At 38.6% G+C, this 21,182-nt stretch carries 19 protein-coding genes; 5 read left to right on the top strand and 14 right to left on the bottom strand.

What is annotated here, in order from left to right; translation table 11 throughout:
* Window positions 1-5: 5 nt before the first annotated feature.
* From GEZ84_RS00400 to GEZ84_RS00380, 5 genes are all read right to left on the bottom strand, one after another.
* A complete protein-coding gene (locus GEZ84_RS00400) occupies window positions 6-749 on the bottom strand; it encodes an amino acid ABC transporter ATP-binding protein (RefSeq protein WP_153222867.1) in 744 nt (247 codons plus the stop codon).
* Window positions 749-1,549, bottom strand: a complete 801-nt coding sequence (locus GEZ84_RS00395) for an amino acid ABC transporter permease (protein WP_001103451.1) — start codon at window positions 1,547-1,549, stop codon at window positions 749-751. Before GEZ84_RS00395 ends, GEZ84_RS00400 begins: the two co-directional genes overlap by 1 nt.
* 157 nt (window positions 1,550-1,706) lie before the next feature.
* Entirely contained in the window at window positions 1,707-2,063 is a 357-nt protein-coding gene (locus GEZ84_RS00390) for an arsenate reductase family protein (RefSeq protein ID WP_153222866.1), read from the bottom strand.
* A 5-nt stretch (window positions 2,064-2,068) separates the two neighbouring features.
* A complete protein-coding gene (locus tag GEZ84_RS00385; protein WP_153222865.1) occupies window positions 2,069-2,587 on the bottom strand; it encodes a methylated-DNA--[protein]-cysteine S-methyltransferase in 519 nt (172 codons plus the stop codon).
* A complete protein-coding gene (locus GEZ84_RS00380; RefSeq protein WP_153222864.1) occupies window positions 2,587-3,081 on the bottom strand; it encodes a GNAT family N-acetyltransferase in 495 nt (164 codons plus the stop codon). The genes GEZ84_RS00385 and GEZ84_RS00380 overlap by 1 nt, the downstream gene beginning before the upstream one ends.
* Window positions 3,082-3,215: 134 nt before the next feature.
* On the opposite strand from GEZ84_RS00380, the gene GEZ84_RS00375 reads away from it, so the two are divergent.
* Both GEZ84_RS00375 and trhA read left to right on the top strand, forming a co-directional pair.
* Complete coding sequence (locus tag GEZ84_RS00375) at window positions 3,216-3,662, top strand: DUF1836 domain-containing protein (RefSeq protein WP_153222863.1); 447 nt, start codon at window positions 3,216-3,218, stop codon at window positions 3,660-3,662.
* A complete protein-coding gene (gene trhA, locus GEZ84_RS00370) occupies window positions 3,659-4,306 on the top strand; it encodes a PAQR family membrane homeostasis protein TrhA (RefSeq protein WP_153222862.1) in 648 nt (215 codons plus the stop codon). Before GEZ84_RS00375 ends, trhA begins: the two co-directional genes overlap by 4 nt.
* 20 nt (window positions 4,307-4,326) lie before the next feature.
* Here trhA and pdxT read toward each other — a convergent pair whose 3' ends face one another.
* The 3 genes from pdxT to nox all read right to left on the bottom strand — a co-directional run bounded on the left by pdxT (window position 4,327) and on the right by nox (window position 7,316).
* Window positions 4,327-4,908, bottom strand: coding sequence for a pyridoxal 5'-phosphate synthase glutaminase subunit PdxT (gene pdxT, locus GEZ84_RS00365; protein ID WP_153222861.1), 582 nt, complete (start codon window positions 4,906-4,908; stop codon window positions 4,327-4,329).
* Complete coding sequence (gene pdxS / locus GEZ84_RS00360) at window positions 4,909-5,784, bottom strand: pyridoxal 5'-phosphate synthase lyase subunit PdxS (RefSeq protein ID WP_000138517.1); 876 nt, start codon at window positions 5,782-5,784, stop codon at window positions 4,909-4,911. It abuts the gene before it with no gap.
* A 152-nt stretch (window positions 5,785-5,936) separates the two neighbouring features.
* Window positions 5,937-7,316, bottom strand: a complete 1,380-nt coding sequence (nox, locus tag GEZ84_RS00355) for a H2O-forming NADH oxidase (protein WP_153222860.1) — start codon at window positions 7,314-7,316, stop codon at window positions 5,937-5,939.
* A 307-nt stretch (window positions 7,317-7,623) separates the two neighbouring features.
* Here nox and GEZ84_RS00350 point away from each other — a divergent pair, with 307 nt between their 5' ends.
* The 3 genes from GEZ84_RS00350 to GEZ84_RS00340 are packed head-to-tail and all read left to right on the top strand — an operon-like array spanning window position 7,624 to window position 10,475.
* A complete protein-coding gene (locus tag GEZ84_RS00350; RefSeq protein ID WP_153222859.1) occupies window positions 7,624-8,547 on the top strand; it encodes an FAD:protein FMN transferase in 924 nt (307 codons plus the stop codon).
* A gap of 59 nt (window positions 8,548-8,606) precedes the next feature.
* Complete coding sequence (locus GEZ84_RS00345; RefSeq protein ID WP_153222858.1) at window positions 8,607-9,212, top strand: NADPH-dependent FMN reductase; 606 nt, start codon at window positions 8,607-8,609, stop codon at window positions 9,210-9,212.
* An 18-nt stretch (window positions 9,213-9,230) separates the two neighbouring features.
* Window positions 9,231-10,475, top strand: coding sequence for an NAD(P)H-dependent oxidoreductase (locus GEZ84_RS00340; protein WP_125421183.1), 1,245 nt, complete (start codon window positions 9,231-9,233; stop codon window positions 10,473-10,475).
* A 115-nt stretch (window positions 10,476-10,590) separates the two neighbouring features.
* On the opposite strand, the gene GEZ84_RS00335 is transcribed toward GEZ84_RS00340, so the two are convergent.
* From GEZ84_RS00335 to pgdA, 6 genes are all read right to left on the bottom strand, one after another.
* On the bottom strand, window positions 10,591-10,848 hold the full coding sequence (locus GEZ84_RS00335) for a DUF896 family protein (protein WP_000372163.1): 258 nt from the start codon (window positions 10,846-10,848) through the stop codon (window positions 10,591-10,593).
* A 41-nt stretch (window positions 10,849-10,889) separates the two neighbouring features.
* Entirely contained in the window at window positions 10,890-12,926 is a 2,037-nt protein-coding gene (glyS, locus tag GEZ84_RS00330) for a glycine--tRNA ligase subunit beta (RefSeq protein WP_153222857.1), read from the bottom strand.
* A gap of 258 nt (window positions 12,927-13,184) precedes the next feature.
* A complete protein-coding gene (gene glyQ, locus GEZ84_RS00325) occupies window positions 13,185-14,102 on the bottom strand; it encodes a glycine--tRNA ligase subunit alpha (RefSeq protein WP_000038736.1) in 918 nt (305 codons plus the stop codon).
* 35 nt (window positions 14,103-14,137) lie between these two features.
* Entirely contained in the window at window positions 14,138-14,509 is a 372-nt protein-coding gene (locus GEZ84_RS00320) for a GFA family protein (RefSeq protein ID WP_153222856.1), read from the bottom strand.
* 301 nt (window positions 14,510-14,810) lie between these two features.
* Entirely contained in the window at window positions 14,811-19,532 is a 4,722-nt protein-coding gene (locus GEZ84_RS00315; protein ID WP_153222855.1) for a S8 family serine peptidase, read from the bottom strand.
* Between the two features lie 201 nt (window positions 19,533-19,733).
* Window positions 19,734-21,125 (bottom strand): peptidoglycan-N-acetylglucosamine deacetylase PgdA, encoded by a 1,392-nt coding sequence (pgdA, locus tag GEZ84_RS00310; RefSeq protein ID WP_153222854.1) that lies wholly within the window; start codon window positions 21,123-21,125, stop codon window positions 19,734-19,736.
* Between the last annotated feature and the right edge of the window lie 57 nt (window positions 21,126-21,182).

Genomic DNA, 21,182 nt, shown 5'->3' with positions numbered 1-21,182 from the left:
TTATATCAAATATAAGTCCGTTTGTAACTAGCGAAGAATTCTTTTGTCCGCTCTTCTTTAGGATGGTGGATAATTTCATCCGGTGTTCCAGACTCAATGATTTTCCCCTTATCTAAGAAGAGAATCTTATCAGCCACTTGGGCTACAAAGGACATATCATGACTAACTAAAATCATGGTTTGACCTGACTTAGCAGCATCTGCAATAGACTTTTCTACTTCGCCGACCAATTCTGGGTCAAGGGCTGAAGTTGGTTCGTCCAAGAGCAAAACATCTGGTTTCATAGCAAGCGCACGCGCCAAGGCAACCCGTTGCTTCTGTCCACCTGATAAATGGCGAGGGTAATGATTTTCACGATCAGAAAGCCCAACCTTAGCCAACTCTTCCTTGGCAATCTTAGTCGCTTCTTGATCAGACAATTTCTTGACAACAACCAAGCCTTCTTTCACATTATCAAGTGCTGTGCGGCGTTCAAACAAATTAAACTGTTGGAAAACCATAGATAGCTTACGGCGTAGAGCAAGGATTTCTTCTTGAGTGATTTTAGAAAAATCAACTGAAAAATCATCAATCTGAATAGAGCCACTGTCAGGTGTTTCAAGATAATTGAGACTGCGAAGGAAGGTTGATTTTCCAGCTCCTGAGGAACCAATCAAGGCTACAACTTCCCCTTTTTGAATATCCAAGTCCAGATGATCCAAGACAGTTTGTCCTGAAAAGGATTTGCTTAAATTCGAAACCTTAATCATTAACGAAGGTCTCCTTTCACATCTGTTTGCACTGTATCTGGTGCAGAAATAGCCATTTTTCTCTCGATGAAACGACCGAGGCTCTCAATTCCAATATTGACTACCCAATAAACAAGGGCAACGGAGATAAAGCGTTCAAAATAGCGGTAATCAGCTCCACCCAGAATCTGAGCTTGGGCAAAGACTTCCACAACACCCGCACTAAAGGCTAGAGAAGTTCCTTTGGTCAAGCCGATTAGGGAATTAATTAAGGTTGGAGTCGCCACAACTGCCGCATTTGGAATAATCACTCGACGATAAACTTGCGCTCGGGTCATACCCAGACTTCGTGCCGCCTCAATCTCACCAGGATTGACTGAGAGAATGGCTGCACGAATGGTTTCACTAGCATAAGCTGCCTCATTAAAGGCAAAGGCTACAATCGCAAAAACAGCAGCTGGAATCGCATTGATATTGAGACCAGTACCCCATTGCTGATTGAGAGCTTTCAAAGCCAAAGGAATTCCGTAGTAGGTCAACATGAGTTGCACCAAAATCGGTGTCCCTTTTAAGAAGCTAACAAAGAATGCCTGCAAGGGATATAAAATCTTGACACGATTGATTTTCACAATAGCAAAAAGCAGAGCCAAAACCAATCCAAAAAGGGCACCACCAATTGTCAACATAATCGTTGTTGGAAGTTGTTGGACAATTCTTGGAATTCCATCAAAGACCGAACGCAGGCTAAAAAGCTTGCCATCCGGAATCAATTGCATCAAGTTTTGGTACCAATCTGATGCTAAAATCGTTGTAACATTCATAAAAACATCCTCTCCTGATAATGATTCATTCTACCATACTTCTGCCGTCAATGAAATTATTTGCTACGGTCAGATACAGACTTTGTCTACCTACTAGTTTATCATACTTTGAAACAGGGAGGTTATATATTTTATCTATCAAAGAGATAAGTAAAAACTATTTCAATCCCAATTCTTCATAAGTTTTTCGATAACCGATTTGCTTAACAGTTCCATTTTCTACTAAAATCGGCCGTTTTAACAACATTCCATCACTTGCTAGCAACTCGGCTGCTTCTTGGTTTGACAGACTTTCTACCTTATCTTTCAGCCCTAATTCACGGTATTTGATTCCACTGGTGTTGAAAAATTGCTTTAGCTCGAACCCTGAGGTTTCTAGCCAGTTTAAAATGACTTCTTGACTAGGTGTTTCTTCCACGATATGGACGTTTTTGTAGTCCACACCGAGTTGGTTTAATTCTTGTTTTGCTTTTTTACAAGTTGAACATTTTGGGTATTCGATAAATTCTAACATGTGCTTCACTTTCTATTGTTTATCTCTTTAAAATCTACGCCTTCATGCCCCAAGAGCCAAGCTTTCTTTTCCACTCCTGCAGCATAACCTGTCAAACGCTTTCCTGCTCCCAGCACCCGATGACAAGGTACTAGAATAGACCACGGATTGCGTCCTACCGCTCGACCAATTGCTTGAGCAGAAGCCATTTGCAGATCTCGGGCTATTTGTCCATAGGTCACTGTCTGACCATAAGGAATTCCCTGTAAATAGGACCAAACTTGCTTTTCAAAATCCGTTCCGATTGGAGCCAAGGGCAAGTCGGATAAATCCCGAGACTTGCCTTTAAAGTAAGCATCTAAGCAAGCAATAACTGAGTCTAAAATGGGATGACTAACAACTGCTTCTATCGTGTCATCTCCTATCCCCCTCTCAAAATGCTTCTGCTCCTGTACCCAAATTCCATACAAATAATGATCATCAGCTACAAGAGAAAGAGAACCAATCGGCGAAGAATAGAGCATTTTTGCGTACTTCTTTTGCATTATTTCTTCAATTTTTGATAGGCCAAGCGTTCGCCATCAACAGGCACTTTACCAACCTGTTTAAAACCAAGTTTTTCAAAAATATGTTGCATGACCTTGTTGGCAACATGCGTATCTGAGCGAAAATCTAGATAATCAAATCCTTCAATCAAGCCCTCTAAGAAGGTTTGAGCAACTCCTTGTCCCTGCACATCTGCTGCCACAGCAATACGGTGAAAGACTAGATATTCTGACTCTCCAGCTTGCCAGTTTCCCTCATAAATATCTTCATAGGCCTCCTCTGGACTCTTAGTCACAGCAGCATAGGCTAGTAGTTCTCCATCTTCCAAGGCTACATAGGCTTGACCTGAGATTATATCCTCAATAATAATATCAGCATTTGGATAACCATTTTGCCACTGGTCACTACCAGCATCTGCTAAACATTTCTTTGCATCCTCCATCACCTGCATGATGGCATCTACTTCGTTTGGAAAAGCTAAACGAATCTCCATGTTTTCTCCTCATTTCTGACTAGTTTCTCCCATCATAGCATAATTTAAGCCTTTTCACAAGCAGTTAAAACTTGACTTTTTGTTTTTGTTATTTTATAATCTAGTTGTCAAAACTAGATAAAAAGGAGTCTGAAATGAAAATCACCTTTTCCTACCCAAAATGGGCAGAAATTCCAAATATTGACCTCTATCTGGACCAGGTTTTGCTCTATGTCAATCAGGTCTGCGCCCCTATTTCTACTGATAAAGACAAGGGACTAACAGCATCTATGGTCAATAATTATGTGAAACATGGTTACCTGACAAAGCCTGACAAGAAAAAATACCAACGCCAACAGATTGCCCGTCTGATTGCTATCACAACACTCAAGTCTATATTTTCTATTCAAGAAATAGCACATACACTTAATACTCTACAAATTCAAGCAAGTTCAGACCAACTCTACGATGCTTTTGTGGACTACATGAACCAAGGAATTGACCCAGCTAACCCTATTATCCAAAGTAGTTGCCAAACCATTAAACTCTATCATCAAACCCTAGCCTTAATCCATCATACTGAAGAGGAGGAAAGCCAATGAACACTAGTCTTAAACTCAGCAAACAACTCAGTTTTGGAGAGGAAATTGCTAATAGCGTGACCCATGCCGTAGGTGCAGTCATCATGCTCATCTTACTCCCTATTTCATCCACCTATAGTTACGAAGCACAAGGCTTTTTATCCTCTATAGGTGTTTCCATTTTTGTCATCAGTCTCTTTCTCATGTTCCTATCATCCACCATTTATCACTCTATGGCCTATGGTTCGACCCATAAATATGTCTTGCGAATCATCGACCATTCTATGATTTACGTTGCCATTGCTGGCTCATACACGCCCGTCGTCTTGACCTTAATGAATAACTGGTTTGGCTATCTAATTATTGCCATCCAATGGGGAACGACCATCTTTGGTATTCTCTATAAAATCTTTGCTAAAAAAGTCAATGAGAAATTTAGCCTTGCTCTTTACCTGATTATGGGCTGGTTGGTTCTGGCTATCATTCCAGCCATTATCAGTCAAACGACACCAATTTTCTGGAGTCTCATGGTAACTGGCGGACTCTGTTATACAGTTGGAGCTGGATTTTACGCCAAGAAAAAACCTTATTTCCACATGATTTGGCATCTCTTTATCCTAGCAGCATCTGCCCTCCAATACATCGCCATTGTTTATTACATGTAAAAAAGTTGAGAAACTCAGTCTCAACTTTTTTCTTTACACATTTCGATAAAGTACTGGTGCAAGCGCACATCATCAGTCAATTCAGGATGAAAAGAAGTTACCAACATATTTTTTTCTTGGGCTGCAACGATTTGATTATCAACTCTTGCTAGAATTTCTACACCTTCTCCAACACTACTGATAATTGGACCACGGATAAAGGTCATTGGAATCTGACCGACTCCCTTACATTCGGCTTCCGTATAGAAACTTCCTAGTTGGCGCCCATAAGCATTACGCTCGACCACCATATCCATAGTTCCTAGATGACTCTCTTTCTGAGAAGTAATTTCCTTAGCCAGCAAAATTAAACCCGCACAGGTCCCAAATACTGGTAAGCCAGATAGAATGGCTTCTTGGATGGGAATCAACATGTCCTGGTCTCGTAAGAGCTTGCCCATGGTTGTAGACTCCCCACCAGGCAAAATCAAACCCGACAAGTCACTCTGATCTTGCTGAAAATCCTCTAAATTTCTGATTTCAACACTCTCGACTCCTAGTTTATCTAGCACTTTTGCATGTTCTGCAAAGGCACCTTGCAAGGCCAATATTCCGATTTTCATCTATTTTCCTCGCTCTGCCATGAGAATTTGGATTTCATTTTCATTAATACCAACCATGGCTTCTCCTAGATCTTCAGAGATTTGAGCTAGGATTTGAGGATTACGGAAGTTAGTCACAGCCTTAACAATGGCACTCGCTCGTTTAACAGGATCTCCTGACTTGAAAATACCTGAACCGACAAAGACACCCTCTGCCCCTAATTGCATCATCAGTGCAGCATCTGCTGGCGTTGCAACGCCTCCAGCTGCGAAGTTTACAACTGGCAATTTCCCATGTTCATGGACGTATTGAACCAATTCTACAGGGACTTGCAAGTCTTTAGCAGCAACATAAAGTTCGTCCTCACGTAGATTTTGAATGCGGCGAATTTCCTGATTCATCATACGCATATGGCGAACAGCTTGGACAATATCTCCTGTACCTGGTTCTCCTTTTGTACGAATCATAGAAGCGCCTTCAGCGATACGACGCAAAGCTTCTCCCAAGTCCTTAGCCCCACAAACAAAAGGAACTTGGAATTCTTTCTTGTCCACATGGAAACGGTCGTCAGCTGGAGATAGAACTTCACTCTCATCGATATAGTCAATCTCAATAGCCTCTAAAATCTGAGCTTCAACAAAATGTCCGATTCTGACCTTAGCCATCACTGGAATACTAACCGCTTCTTGGATTTCCTTAATCATCTTTGGATCACTCATACGGGAAACCCCACCAGCTGCACGAATATCAGCTGGAATCCGCTCCAAGGCCATAACAGCTGCCGCACCAGCAGCTTCTGCTATACGAGCTTGCTCAGGATTTTGAACATCCATGATTACCCCACCTTTGAGCATCTGCGCCAAGTTTTTGTTTAATTCATAACGATTTTCAGTCATTTGTTTTATCCTCATTATTTATATTAGTAGCTACCATTTCATTTTAAGCCAGATTAGAGTGAATCACAAGATAAAAAAATCGCAATTGTATGGGTACAGGTTACCTAAAAAACTATCTGACCTTAACTTAAGGCCAGATAGTTCATCAAATATTATTTTTCAGCTGTAAGGGCAGCCATTGTGATGTAGTTGTATGGTTTGTTGAAGTGTGGCAAGAAGAAGAGGTCTGTCAATGCCAATTTATCAATTGTCACATGCTCTTGGATAGCAAGTGAGAACATGTGGATTCCCATGCTAATTGCAATATCATGTGAAACCATTTGGGCACCAAGAATTTCACGACTATCTTTGTCAAAGACAATCTTGATGGCTACTTCATGGTTATCATGTTTCATGAATTCTGGTTTTTGAAGATCGTTAAAGCCTGTTTCAGTCGCATTGTAACCCGCAGCTTTTGCTTTTTCAAGAGTCAAACCAGTTGAAACCATGTGAAGACCATAGATTGAGATACCGTTTGAACCTTGAACACCGATTCCTTCCAATTCATGACCACAAGCATTGTAAGCACCAACGATACCAGTACGAACAGCATTTGAAGCAAGGGCGATGTAGCTAGTGTCTTTACGAGCATTGTCATAAACAGTCGCACAGTCACCAACGGCAAATACACCTGGAAGTGATGTTTCTTGTTTCTTATCTACAAGGAAGGCACCGTTGCGGAAGAGTTCAATCTTACCGTCAGCAAGGGCTGTGTTTGGACGGAAACCAACTGCAAGGATAACCATATCCACATCGAAAGTTTCTTTATCAGTAATCAAACGTTCTACTTTACCGTCACCTTCGATTGCTTTAACAGTTTGACCAAGAGCCAAACGGATGTTGTGGTCTTCCAAGTTTTTCGCCATCATTTGTGTGAAGTCTTTGTCATAGTAACCGTTCAAGACAGTATCTACAATATCAACGAGCACAACTTCTTTTCCAAGACGTTCAAAGGCTTCAGCAAGTTCAACACCGATATAACCACCACCAACAACGGCAATACGGTCAAGGTGTTTGCTCTTGTCAGCAAGCTTATTGATAACTTCTTCAGCGTTTTGGTACAATTTAACGAATTGTACGTTTTCAAGAGTTGCTTTAAATTCGCGGTTTCCTTTAACAATTTCAACACCTTCGATTGGTGGCAAGATTGGTGTAGAACCTGTAGCGAAAATCAATTTTTCGTATGATTCTTTGTGCTCTTTTCCTTCAACTTCTGCTGTAACAACTTTGTTGTCGTAGTCGATTGAAAGAACTGGTGAGTTCATGTAAACCTTAGCACCTTTAGCTTCCAATTTTTCTTTATCAGAATAGAACAAACCTTCAGCACCGTCAATTTGTTCACCGATCCAAAGAGCCATTCCACATCCTAGGAAAGAGATGTTAGAGTTTTGGTCGAATACAACGATTTCGTTCTCATTGCCAAAATTATCCAACATAGTATTAATACATGCTGTACCAGCGTGGTTAGCACCAACTACAACGATTTTACTCATAGAAAAATTCCTACCTTCAATTTTAAATTTACTCTTCTAGTATAACATTTACTGTTAGCGTTTACAAGAGTTTAGCTAATTTTCCCGATTTTTTTGTAAAAAAATGTAAATAATCTGTATTTTATCAGTCTATCTTACAATTGCTCTTTATTTTCTGAGCATATTTCTTGACAACTTTACAAATTTTATTTGTGAAAACGCTGACTTTATGGTATGCTAGTATCATGGAAAGAAAATGTAAGGGGTTCATTTTTCATAAATTTACTATATTTCAGCTTTCTTTTCATAAGAGAAAGGAGTTGGTAGCTTGCCTCTTAGTTCACATTCCGAACGGCTAATGGGGACTACTATCACTATTTCATTAGTAGATGAGCGAGCCGATAGCTTGCTTCAAAAATCCTTTGATTTGCTCAAAGAACTTGAATACCGCTTCAATGCCAATAGCCAAGAATCTGAGTTGATGGAAATCAATTATCAAGCTGGAATAGCTCCAGTCAAAGTTCATCCAGACCTGTTCGAACTGATTTCACTTGGATTAGAGCATAGCCTAGCGCCTTCTAGTCATCTCAATATCAGCATTGGTCCCTTGATTCAAACCTGGCGCATCGGTTTTTCAGATGCTAAAGTTGCCCAACCTCAAGAAATTGAATCAGTGCTACCTTTAATCAATCCTCATTCTATCGAGTTAGATTCTTCTGCTTCCACTGTGTTCTTGAAACAGAAAGGAATGAAGATCGATCTTGGTTGTTTAGCCAAGGGTTATAGTGCGGATAAGGTTGCCCAATTTCTTAGAGAAGAGGGAGTGACATCTGCCTTGATCAATCTGGGAGGGAATATCCTGACCATTGGAAAAAATCAGGCAAGAGGGGATCAACCTTGGCAAATCGGGATTCAAGACCCGGCCAATCCAAGAGGGAATCATTTAATGACCATCCCTGTTGTCAATAAGTCTGTCGTCACTTCAGGCATTTATGAACGTCACCTGACAGTTGATGGACAAGATTACCATCATATTTTTGACAGTCAAACAGGATATCCTGTTGAAACGGAGCTAGCAAGTCTGACAATCATCTCTGATAAATCAGTTGATGGTGAAATCTGGACAACTCGTCTATTTGGAGAAAGACCAGCTTCTATCCTCTGGCAAGTCGAAAGTTTGGAGGGCATCGAAGCTATCCTCATCGATAAGGAAGGTCACCTAAGCTGTTCTTCAGGAATTCCTACTCTATAGAAATAGATATTTCAATGGAGTTTTAAAATCGTATTATGTAAAAAGAGAAAGGAAATCTCATGTTAAAACTTATTGCTATTGTTGGAACAAATTCAAAACGTTCTACAAACCGCCAATTGCTTCAATACATGCAAAAACACTTTGCTGAAAAAGCTGAAATTGAACTTGTTGAAATTAAAGACATTCCTGTCTTCAACAAACCAGCTGACAAGCAAGTACCTGCTGAAATTCTAGAAATTGCTGCTAAAATTGAAGAGGCAGATGGCGTTATTATCGGTACTCCTGAGTATGACCACTCTATCCCAGCTGTTTTGATGAGCGCTCTTGCTTGGTTGTCATACGGTATTTATCCACTCTTGAACAAACCAATCATGATTACTGGTGCTTCTTACGGTACGCTTGGTTCATCACGTGCCCAATTACAACTTCGCCAAATCTTGAATGCCCCAGAAATTAAAGCAAGTGTTCTTCCAGATGAATTCTTGCTTTCACATTCTCTTCAAGCTTTCACCCCAAGTGGTGATCTAGTAGATCTTGATGTTATCAAAAAACTGGATGCCACTTTTGACGACTTCCGTATCTTTGTAAAAATTACTGAAAAATTGCGTAATGCACAAGAACTACTTCGCAAAGATGCTGAAGACTTTGACTGGGAAAATTTGTAAGATAGGAGACCAAAAAGAATGAAATTTGTTGGACTTGTAGGATCAAACTACGATCAATCATATAACCGTAAACTCTTGGAATTCATCCGTCGTCACTTCAAACTCAAATTTGAATTAGAAGTTCTTGAAATTGACGAAGTTCCAATGTTTAACCAAGACGAAAAATGGGACGAAAGTTTCCAATTACGTTATTTATATAATAAAATTACTCGTGCTGATGGTGTTATCATCGCTACTCCTGAGCACAACCATACAATCTCAGCTTCTCTAAAATCTGTTCTTGAATGGCTTTCATATGAAGTTCATCCATTTGAAAACAAACCAGTCATGATTGTGGGAGCATCTTACTACGACCAAGGTACTTCTCGTGCCCAAGTTCACCTTCGTAAGATTCTTGACGCTCCAGGTGTCAATGCCTATACTCTTCCAGGAAATGAATTCCTTCTCGGTAAAGCTAAAGAAGCCTTTGATGTTAATGGGAATATCACAAATGAAGGAACTATTAATTTCCTTGAAACATGTTTAGACAACTTTGTAAAATATGTGGGAGTCGTTTCAAAATTGAAAAAACCAAAACCAATCGCACCAGAAGATTTATATTGTACAAATCCAATTGCAACTACCATTCAAGGTGTTGACCCTGATGATCCTGAATGGGTAGAAAAAGCAGCTGAGCTTGTTGGAGCTGTTTCTGGAGATACTTACGTTAAATTAGACCACGGTATCTTGACAGTTAACCAAATTGATATGTTCTTGAAAGCAATGCCATTCGAGTTGACATATGCGGATGATAATAACCAATTCTTGTACTATAATAATGCCCACCAAGATCCAAACACAATGTATGGTAAACGTGTGCGAGTTCAAGCAGGTAGCCGACTAGGAACAGTACATGCTTCTCTTCCACCTGCAAGAATGAAAAACGTTGAATGGGTTGTCGGTGTACTACGTAACGGAGATCAAGAATATGTCCGTACAATTGTACCAGGACAACCAGAAGGTGTTATTAATACTCATAACTACAAGGCAATGTACTATCCAGATGGCTCATATGCTGGAATTAATGAAATTATCTTTAACTTCCAACCATGGCTTGATTGGTACTTAGAAACAACTGGTCAACGTCTAGTTGGTGGAAATGCTGCAGCATCTGCTGGCGGACATGGTCACGGCGATGCAGATGCTACATCTGGAGCTTCTGATGCAGGTGATGCTGGAGGCCACGGTGGTGGCGCAGACGCTACATCTGGCGCAAGTAACTAATAATAGTTTTAGGAACCATCTTGGTTCCTTTTTTAGCAAAAAAAGACTAGCAAACACAAACTGCTAGTCTTTTAGTTATTATTTCATCTATCTTTGTTAAAAGAAAGAATATTTATTATGAATTTGGGTCATCGAGACTACGACCATGTAAGCCTTTTTCACGTTGTACCTGACGTAGTTTCTCTGGTGTAACATCGTTTCCTTCTTCGTCCACAATTTTGATTCCCTCAATGTGGTGACGAACAGAGCGACGATAACCTTCGATGTACTCCTCACGTAGTTTAGCTTGTTCCACTTTTTCTTCTGGTGTCAAGCCTTCTGCTTTTTTCTTTTTAGCAAGCTCGTTGATACGATCAATTTTTTTCTGATCCATTTCTTCTCCTTTGTGATAAGATTTAATCCGTTCAACAGATTTTATTTGGTATTGATTTGGTTAAAACGTGCAAGTTTAGCTGCTTTTTGAGTTAAATGAGACAAGATAGCCAAGCGATTTTGACGAACAGCCTGATCTTCTGCCATTACCATGGTATTCTCAAAGAAAGCATCAATAACCGGGCTAAGAGCAAAGAGCTGTTTCAATTGCTGACTTGCAGATCCTGATAAAGTAAGTGTTTCTACTGCTTCTGCCAAGGCTTTTTCTTGGTCATTTTCAAATAGTGCTGAATCAACTGTAGCAACACCTTCTGCCTTCTCAGCTAAGTTAAAGGCACGAGAAAGTGATTCAACAGATGGTTTAAAGTCTTCTTCCTTGCTTGCTTCCACGAGAGCGCTTGCTGCTTCCAACATATCCGCCACAACAAAGTTTGATCCTGCAAGAACGGCTTCCTTGATATCTTTTGGTGTAGAACCCATCATCTTATCAACACGAGCCTTGATAAAGTCCATAACTTCAGCTTTATTTTCATAAGTCAAGCTGTCAAAATTCAATGCATAAAGGCTATCAATCAACTCATCCATAGCGATGTGCCAACCAAAGGCATCTAAGATACGAACCACACCTTGGGTCGCACGACGAAGGGCATAAGGGTCATTAGAACCTGATGGAATCAAACCTACTGAGAAGAAACTCAAAATCGTATCCAATTTGTCTGCAATGGCAAGAACTGCGCCGACCTTGCTCTCTGGAAGTTCTCCTTCAGCTGATGTAGGCATGTAGTGTTCACGAATAGCAGCAGCCACCGCTGGAGTTTCCCCAGCAAGAAGGGCATATTTCTCACCCATAATGCCTTGGAGCTCGTCAAATTCGCCAACCATACCTGTCAACAAGTCAAACTTGTAAATGGCAGCTGCGCGAGCTAGGGCAACTGTTTCATCCACTGACAAACCTGCTTTTTCAGCCAAAAGTACAGCGATTTGACCCGTACGAATCATGTGCTCACGAAGGGAACCAATCTTCTCGTGGAAAGTGACATTGTTTAATTTTTCAACAAGGTCTGAAATCACCAATTTTTGGTCTTCACGCCAGAAGAATTCACCGTCTTCCAAACGAGCTACCAAAACTTTTTCATTTCCTTTGATGACATTTTCCAAATACTCTGCGTTTCCGTTACGAACAGAAATGAAGTTTGGCAAGAGTTTTCCATCTTGATCACGGACAACAAAGTACCGTTGGTGTTCCTTCATCGAAGTCACCAAAACTTCTTCTGGAACTTCAAGGTATTTAGCATCAAAACTTCCCATAAAAGCAGTTGGGTATTCCACCAAGTTCAAGACTTCATTAAGCAAGTCCGCATCAATTTCGATATGTACACCATGCTCAACTTCGATTGCTTTGATTTGGTCAACAATCATTTGCTCACGTTCACGTGGATCTGCGATTACAAACTGCTTACGAAGATCTTCTTCATAGCTCAAAGCTGACTGAATTTTGGTTTCTTGTCCTAAGAAACGATGGCCACGGCTCACACGCCCACCCTTGATATCAAGGAAATCCAAGTCAAACTCTTCTTCATCTAGAAGAACAGTCAAAGTGTGAACAGGACGAATGTATTCAAAGCTATTTCCTGCCCAGTGCATGCTGACAGGGAAAGTCAGTGACTTCAAGACATCCACAACACCTGGAACAATGGCTTCAACTGCTTGACCAACTTCTTCCTTAGTGACATAGACATATTCTTCACCCTTGATTTCACGAAATTCGATATCTTCAACCGTCAAGCCTTTTCCACGGACAAATCCTTGGGCTGCTTTGGTGAAGTTTCCATCACTATCCAAGGCGATTTTCTTTGCTGGACCCTTGAAATCTTCTGTCAAATCAGACTGTTTGTCTGCAAGACCAGTTACACGAACAGCCAAACGACGTGGTGTTGAGAAGGTTTGAACAGCTTCAAAAGACAGGCGGTTTTCCTTGAGGAAGGCTGCCATTTTTTCGCCTAGTTGTTTTTCACTTGGTGTGACAACATAGGCTGGTAATTCTTCAAGACCGAGTTCTACTAATAAGTTTTTTGTCATGTTTTTTCCTTTACATTTTCTTCAATCTTTTTGATATGCACCTTAGGTACTGGGGACGTCGCTAACTAACTTTGTGAGTCTGTATGGAAATCTAATGCAAAATTAATTAAGATTTCCAACAGTCTCATCAAAGTGGATTTAGCTGACTAATTTTTGAACCTAAGGTTTCAAAAATCCTCACATAACAGTACGGCGGTGCATATCCCTCTAGCAAGTCTTCGATTTGCCTCTAACGATTTTAGAGCACAATATTACTCACTATTCTGCGTCTTCTGCTAAGAGTTTAGCTCGTGTTTCTTCATCCAAAAGTGGGTAGCCTAGGCGTTTGCGTTCTGCGACAAAGGTTTTGGCTACGACACGGGCTAGGTTACGAATACGAGCGATATAGCCTGCACGCTCTGTTACAGATACTGCACCACGCGCATCAAGCAGGTTAAAGGTGTGTGAACATTTGAGAACATAGTCATAGGCAGGGTGAACCAAACCTTCTTCCAAAGCACGACCAGCTTCTTTTTCAAACTTATCAAAGTTTTCCAGCAACATTTCTTGGTCAGAAATTTCAAACGAATATTTTGAGTGCTCATACTCAGGCTGGATAAAGATTTCTCCATATTTTACACCATCAGCCCACTCTATATCATAGACAGAGTCTACTTCTTGAATATAAGAAGCCAAACGCTCCAAACCATAGGTAACTTCCGCAGTCACAGGGCCAGTTGCCAATCCACCGACTTGTTGGAAATAAGTGAACTGAGTAATTTCCATCCCATCAAGCCAAACTTCCCAACCAAGACCAGCTGAACCAGTTGATGGGTTTTCCCAGTTGTCCTCAACAAAACGAATATCGTGTTCCAAAGGATTGATTCCCAATTTTTCCAAAGACTCAAGGTAAAGTTCTTGGATATTTGATGGAGATGGCTTCATGACAACCTGAAATTGGTGGTGTTGGTAAAGACGGTTAGGATTTTCTCCGTAACGACCGTCAGCAGGACGACGTGATGGCTCTACATAAGCCGCATTCCATGGCTCAGGTCCGATAGCACGAAGGAAAGTGTAAGGACTCATTGTCCCTGCACCTTTTTCGTTGTCATAAGCCTGCATAAGCATACAACCTTGGTCATTCCAAAATTGTTGCAAAGTCAAAATAATTTCTTGAAATGTTAATTTCTTAGACATTGTTTACTCCTTTAATTTATATTATCTTCTTAGATTTATTTATCAAGCAACCAAGAAAAGGCTGGGTCCTGAAAAATATGACGTTTAGGAACAGTTTGTAAATTCTGATCGCATTCATCTATTGTACCTAATTTTAAAGCACAGACTTCTGGTATATTTTCTTGAACAGTGAAAATTTGACTATGACAGTTCTGGCAGTAATAACGCTGTTTTCCTGGAGAAGAACTATAGGAAACAAGCTTTTCTTTTCCATGCAATACTAGCTTTTCACTGCTAACTTTAGCATTAACTGTGTAGGCAGACGCAGTTGCTTTCCGACAGAATGAGCAATGGCAAAAAACTATTTCCGACAATTCCTCATCTAAAGTGTAGGTGACTGCTTTACATAAACAAGATCCTTTAAGCATGATGCTCCTTTCCACTTAGGTATTAGACGAAATTCAAAAAGAACCGAAATTCAAAAAGAACCGAATTTCAACACCCAAGCCTTGCGACTAGGGGCGTCAGAAACGCGGTTCCACCCTAATTTATTACTTCATTGTTTTTGAAAATACTACAGAAAGCGCCAGCACTTTATTTTGTCCTACTTGGCTCCCACTATCCCAAGCTCGCTTGAAGAACGCCATAAGACTTTCTTTCCTGCTGACTATTATATCAGAATTGTAACATACTGTAAATCAAAAACTATAGAAAGATGTATAGTATTCTCTACTCACTTTTTGAAAAAGTTTCAAGTCCAATAACTGACAATAAGAGAGAAATTCCTGAAATACTTAGCATAATAGAAATCATGTTATTCTCACCAGTGGCTGGTAATTGTTTTCCTTCTTTGTTGACTGTAGCTAAAAGCACTTGTTGACCACTTCCAGCTAGTGTTTTATTCTCATGCTTAGCTTCTATATTGGAATGATATATTGCAATTGATCTAGCTTTCTCAATTTTATCATTGCTAATTGAAGGCTTAATAGTTGTGACTTGTCTATTGTGACTTACTAATTTAACAGGTTGCACTTGAGAAACTGGCTTAATCGATGCAACTGGTTTAGTTGGAATTTCTACTTTATTAGCCTTCAGTTTTACAGCCGTCTCTTTTAGAGCATTGATTACTGTATTAATTTCTTCTTGACTAGCTTCTGAATTTTCTAAAAGTAGCTTAGCTTTGTTGAAAATAAGATTATATGCATCCTTCTCCTCTTTGCTAGCTGTCAAAAATCTTGGATCTTTGTCTTGGAACTTCACTTCATCCACGATAACATTTTTTAGGATCATGAAATCTGTTTCTTTCCCATTCAGCTGTTCTTGGGCTTGCAAGAAAGTGGTCAATAGGCGGTCAATTTCATCTTGAGTTATCAAATCTTTTGTAATTAATAAGGCTAAGAGTTTAAATTCACGATCATATTGACCTTTGCGTTCTCGATCAGAATTTATATATTTACCTTTTTTAACTGTCTCAGCATATGCTTTAATGGCATTCTTCAATGATGTGATATCAGATTCCTTACCATCCAATGTTTGCATAGCAGACTCTAAATCCTTAACAATTTGGTCAATTTTATCTTGGTTAAGTTTACTTCCCAATGCTAGTTGGGCATCTTTGACACTTTGATCAAAAATTTCTTTTAACTTCTGTTTTGTATTATAATATCTCGGAGTTTTAACTACTTCCATTTGTTTATTTAAAGCTGCAATCAGAGCTAACTTAGAAACAACTGAAAGTGACAAAACATTATTTTTACCAAACAAAACTTTAAATGGTTGAAGATTATCGAGTAATTCATAACCGTTGGATAGATTTACAAGAACTTTATATTCACCAGTAACTACTTTCTTACCATAAGAATGTTTACCATATGTTTCAGCTGGCAAAACTTGACTCTGACCGTCTTCACCTACTAAAGTAATCGTTGTAGTTCCAGGAACAGCTTGATTAAAGCCAACCGTTACTGGAGCATATTTCAATTTGTTAGCTAAGAAAGTAATTGTTTGAAAACTATTTTCTTTCGTTAAATCAAATTCCTTAGATAGGGCACTTACAAATTTCAACTCTGTACGATCATAGCTAAAAATTTCTGCAACATAATGTCCAAATTTCAAGAAATTAATATCTTTTGACTTATCAACAGTTACATATTGACCTTCGCTATTTTTAATGCGGTAAACATAAGTTGTATCAATCTCATCCTTGGTTTTATTGTTTAGTATAGCAATTTTTACACGACCACTATTTTCTTCACCTACAAGATCTTTGAGAGATATAAAATCTACATTTCCCGCAAAGTCTTCTACATAATAGAAGATTTTCGATTTATCAATGTTCTTAGGAAGTGTATAACTACCATCTTCATTTTGTTTGATAATTTGATACTGTTCGATTTCTGAATCTGTCGCCTCTCTATTTTCAGAAGGACGAATATAAAAGACTTTTTCTAGAAGAATTCCGCCATTTCCTACATCCTGAGGTTTACGAGCTATAAATTGTTCTTGATCTTTTTGAGAACGAATATATCCCGAAGTAATCAGAGGTTTTTGTGTATCGATTTGAATTTTAAATGTTGTGTATTGTTCTTCAGCTCCAGGAACATCTGGCTTATAACTAATAACATAGTCATAAATTCCATCAGAGACTCGATTTCCATTAGAATCCTGTCCTCCCCAAGCTGTTTTATCTACAATGTAACTTCTTGGATTTCTAGTATCGCCATCAAAATAATTTTTTACAAGGTCTGTTGGACGACTTTGCCAAATAGGCTGACTGTGTGTTGTATCCGAAGAATCATAAACAGTCGCACGAAGATTTACCAAGTTTCTATAGACAAGAGTTTTAAATTGAACAGAATCTTTATTACCATCCTCATTTGGCGAGATAGCAAGGCGAACATTACCCTTTTCATCTAACTGAAGATGGTATTTTCCTTCAGCATCTTGTTTTACTCCGAGTACAGTCACTCGATTTCCTTGACGCTCTGCTTTTAAAACATTTACATCATTTTCAGAACTTGTTAAATAAGTTGCATCGTCTGAAGGTGAAATTCCTGGATTATCTTTATCAATTTCAGAGTAAAATCCACTGTTTCCTTCCTTAATCAATTGATAAATTGGTTTTTCAATTGCAGGTAGATTTTGGAATTCTCCCTTAAATCCCATAAATGGCAACCCAATAACAGGACCATCATCTGCAGGATTGACAAATCTAACAAATCCTTCTAGAAAATAACCATTTGGCATTATTTTGCTAAGTTCTTCAGTAAACTTACTTGTATCTACACTAACTGTTACTGTCTTCGTACTATGAGCTTTCACAGTTACTTCAGGCCAAACTGTTTCAGTTAGTTTTCGTGGACGGAGAGTGAATTTCCCTTCTTCAACTTCGTCCGTATTTGTATTTACAATCATCTTCAATATTTTGTCTTTATCCGAAATATTATGAATTGTAACTTCAAAGGTAAATTTATCACCAACATTGCCAAGAGTAACACTTGGATAGTTATTTGTACCTGTTACAAATAGATCTGTGCTGGTTGCTGCCATCGTGTCAACTACACCGGCACCTTGCTGACGTGGAGAAGTATAGGCTCCAGTTTGTTTATTAAAATGTGGTTTTGCAGTAGACATAATTAAAGCTTTTACAATCTCTGAAATTTGACTAGCTGATAATTCAGGATGTTTTTTCGCTAAATATTCTTTGACTAATGCTGCGACACCAGCTACATGAGGAGCTGCCATACTTGTTCCACTGATACTTCCATAGCTATTGTCGTTAAATGATGAATAGATATTTCCACCAGGTGCAGTAACATCTGGTTTCAATTGTCCATCTGTTGTAACTCCCCAACTTGAAAAATCTGATAATTGGTCTGCAACGTCTGATTTACGATTATCCATCTTGTGATTAAAGACAATTTTATACTGACCAGACTTAAGAATTTCACCATAATGTTTTGAAATAAAGACAGATGGGATTTTCTTAGCATCACCTGTAACAGACATACTAACATTTGCACCTTCAACGTTGTTATAAATTAAAACTCCAGCTGCACCGTGTTGAAGAGCATTTTTAATCTTATCAGAGAAATGGATTTTACCACGTTGAATCAGTGCTAACTTGCCTCTTACATCAATATTAGCAAAATCTTCTTCACGACCAATACCCGCTGCTACATATTCGTATTCTTTCCCTTTTTCAAAATCTTTTTCTGTTTCAGGTCTATTAAAATCAAACTTACCATAATCAAGGGTAGCGTCATTTTCTAAACCTTTTACTTCAAAGACTTCAGTAGTTAGAATTTTATTATTAATCGAAGCAACAGAAATTGAATCTTCCACTGTAGAGGGATTTCCGACGAGACCATAATCAGGATTTGCTGCCAATGGTTGTGAAAAACCTCTACCGAAAGTATTACTATTACCAGCAGCAATAACAACAGATACTCCTTTAGCACGTGCTCTTTTTACTGCATCAATGATATCTGAACCTGCATCTACCGTTGAACCTGCACCTGCACCCAAACTCATATTGATCACATCTGCACCTAACGCAACTGCATCATCAATAGCTTTTACATAGAGGGCAGAGGCTGTAGTTTTATCTCTGTCTGAAAAAACTCTCATAAACATTATTTGAGCTTCTGGTGCAACTCCATATACCTTCTCAGAATTTGGAGCTTTATTAACTGGATTTCCAGCTACAATACCAGTAACGTGCATTCCATGAGACTCTTTTTCAACCTCTTTTATATTATCTGTTCCATCAAAGTAATCATAAGCATATACTACCTTGTCACTGTACCATTTCCCATAGTCAATACCAGCAGCCTTTTTAGCTTTTTCGATATCATTCTGATTTTTAAATTTCGCCTTTGACGGATCAGAAATACGCAGAACTTCATGATTCAAATCAAGGCCTGAATCTATAACAGCGACTACAGTTCCTTGCCCTTTGTGTCCTGCTTCCCAGGTTTTAGGGACAGTAATCATTTCATTACTGGAGATACTATTTGGCTTTTCTTTATGTCCACCTTGAGATAACGACTGTGATTGTGAACTTTCGGAAGAAGAACTGCTTTTTACTGCTGATTCTTCCTTCTTCTCTTCACTTTTTATAGCAGTCGTTTCTTTCTGTGTGCTTACATTCTTGTCTGACTTATTATCTCTATATTCTATAGAATCATCTTCTTTTAATGACTCTGTCACTTCTGTTTTTTCCTTCGAAGAAGAATTTAGAGCATTCTTGTCAGCCGTGACTGACGGTGCGAGCTTATTTGAATCATCTAATTTATTTGTTATTACCGCATGTGTAACTTGATTGGATGCTTCAAATTTTCCCTCATCGGCACTAACCTGTGCGAAAGCAAATCCGAATGCAAAGACCGTTAGCAGAAAAATCGTTGCTACTTGGTACTTTTTATGACAAAAATCGTTGCAATCTCCCATAAAATCACTCCTTTTTATTTAAATTAAAAGTATTATATCCTAAATTATCAGAAAATTCTATCAAAAAAATATTTTGTAACAAGATTGTAATATTAATCATATCATACGATTTAAACATAAAAAATTAGCCTTGAGTGATACAAGACTAAATTTCTTTATTGAAAAATTACTTACTATTGAATTGGTCTTTCAGCAACCTTCTTACTGATTACGGTCATAGAATAATTCGTGTGATTTTAATCGTGAATTAAGCATTTCTGGAACTGTGACAAATTCATAACCTTGCTCTTTCAAATAGTCAATAACCTTCGGTAAAGCATGTACCGTCTCAGCATGAATGTCATGCATAAGAATAATTGAACCATTCTTAACCTGACGCTGAACCTCTGTCAGGATAGCTGTTTCATTTTTACTCTTCCAGTCCAGACTATCCACATCCCACATAATAAAGCTCAAATTGAGACTATTGCGAATGTCGTCTGTAATGGCCCCATAAGGTGGACGCATAAGTTTAGAACTAGAGCCCAACACTTTAGCTAGTGCATCCTCAGTATCAGTAATTTGTTTTTTAGCTTCATCAAGAGAAAGTTTTGAAAGAACTGGATGGCTCCAACTATGGTTTCCAATAACATGACCCTCTGATTTCATGCGTTTCAAAATCTCTTCATTGCCAGAAATATTCTTACCTAAAACAAAGAAAGTAGCCTTAATTCCATACTTAGAAAGAGTATCTAATGCTTGATTTGTTGTTGCAGGATTTGGTCCATCATCAAAAGTCAAGGCTACGACTTTACGATTTTTCTTTTCATAATAAGCCTTGTAGAGTTCGGCATCCTTATCTAGCAAATATGAGGACTGAATAAGCTCAAAGAAACTAGATACTGGCAAGGCAATCTCATTTAGATTTTCCACTGATTGACTGGGATAAAGAATAATTTGGCTATCCTTATAATCAAAGTTCCATGCAGACAAGTCTTGGTCAGAGAAACCTTTAACAATCTGATTAAACTTTTCTTGCTCCAATTTCTTATCCTGTAAGAAAGAAGTCAGTTCTTTTGTCAGCTTTTCTTTGGCTTTACTAGCATCTGAAAATAATTGATCAAGTGTAAAAGTTTTGCCATCTTCTGTCAAATGGACTTTTGCCAGACTAGTTTTTTCAGTCTCTTCAACTTTTAACGAAGTTAAATCATAGACTTGTTTCATCACACTTCGGTTGACAATCCCTTTTAAAGTCGAATCCTGTTTCTCCGTATAATAAAAAACCAGATTTTCCTTGTCTTCTAAATTTTCCTTAATATCCTGCACTATGATTCCTTTTACAGACAAAATCACTTGCTCCCCTTGGAGAGGATAATAGGCAATCACTTCAGCTTGTCCCTTACGAAAATGATCTTTCTGATTACCCTCACTCAATTGATCATCTTTCTCTTTTTTAAGCGATTCAATATTTTGTTCAAAGCTTTGTTTTGAAAATACCTTGTAGCCAATCATCGTTCCAAGAACACAAATACTTACTGAAAAGATAGCTACTAGGGCTATTAAACTCATTCTTATCTTATCGTGCTCAACACGATTTGCTCTACTTTTATTCATAAGACCATCATATCAAATTCAAGCTATAATTTCAATGATTAACGGAGATTATAATAT

Origin of the sequence: Streptococcus mitis, assembly GCF_009496155.1 — a bacterium.
GTDB lineage: Bacteria > Bacillota > Bacilli > Lactobacillales > Streptococcaceae > Streptococcus > Streptococcus mitis_BQ.
Note: the sequence above shows the minus strand (reverse complement) of the source record. Positions and strands in the feature narration are given on the sequence as shown.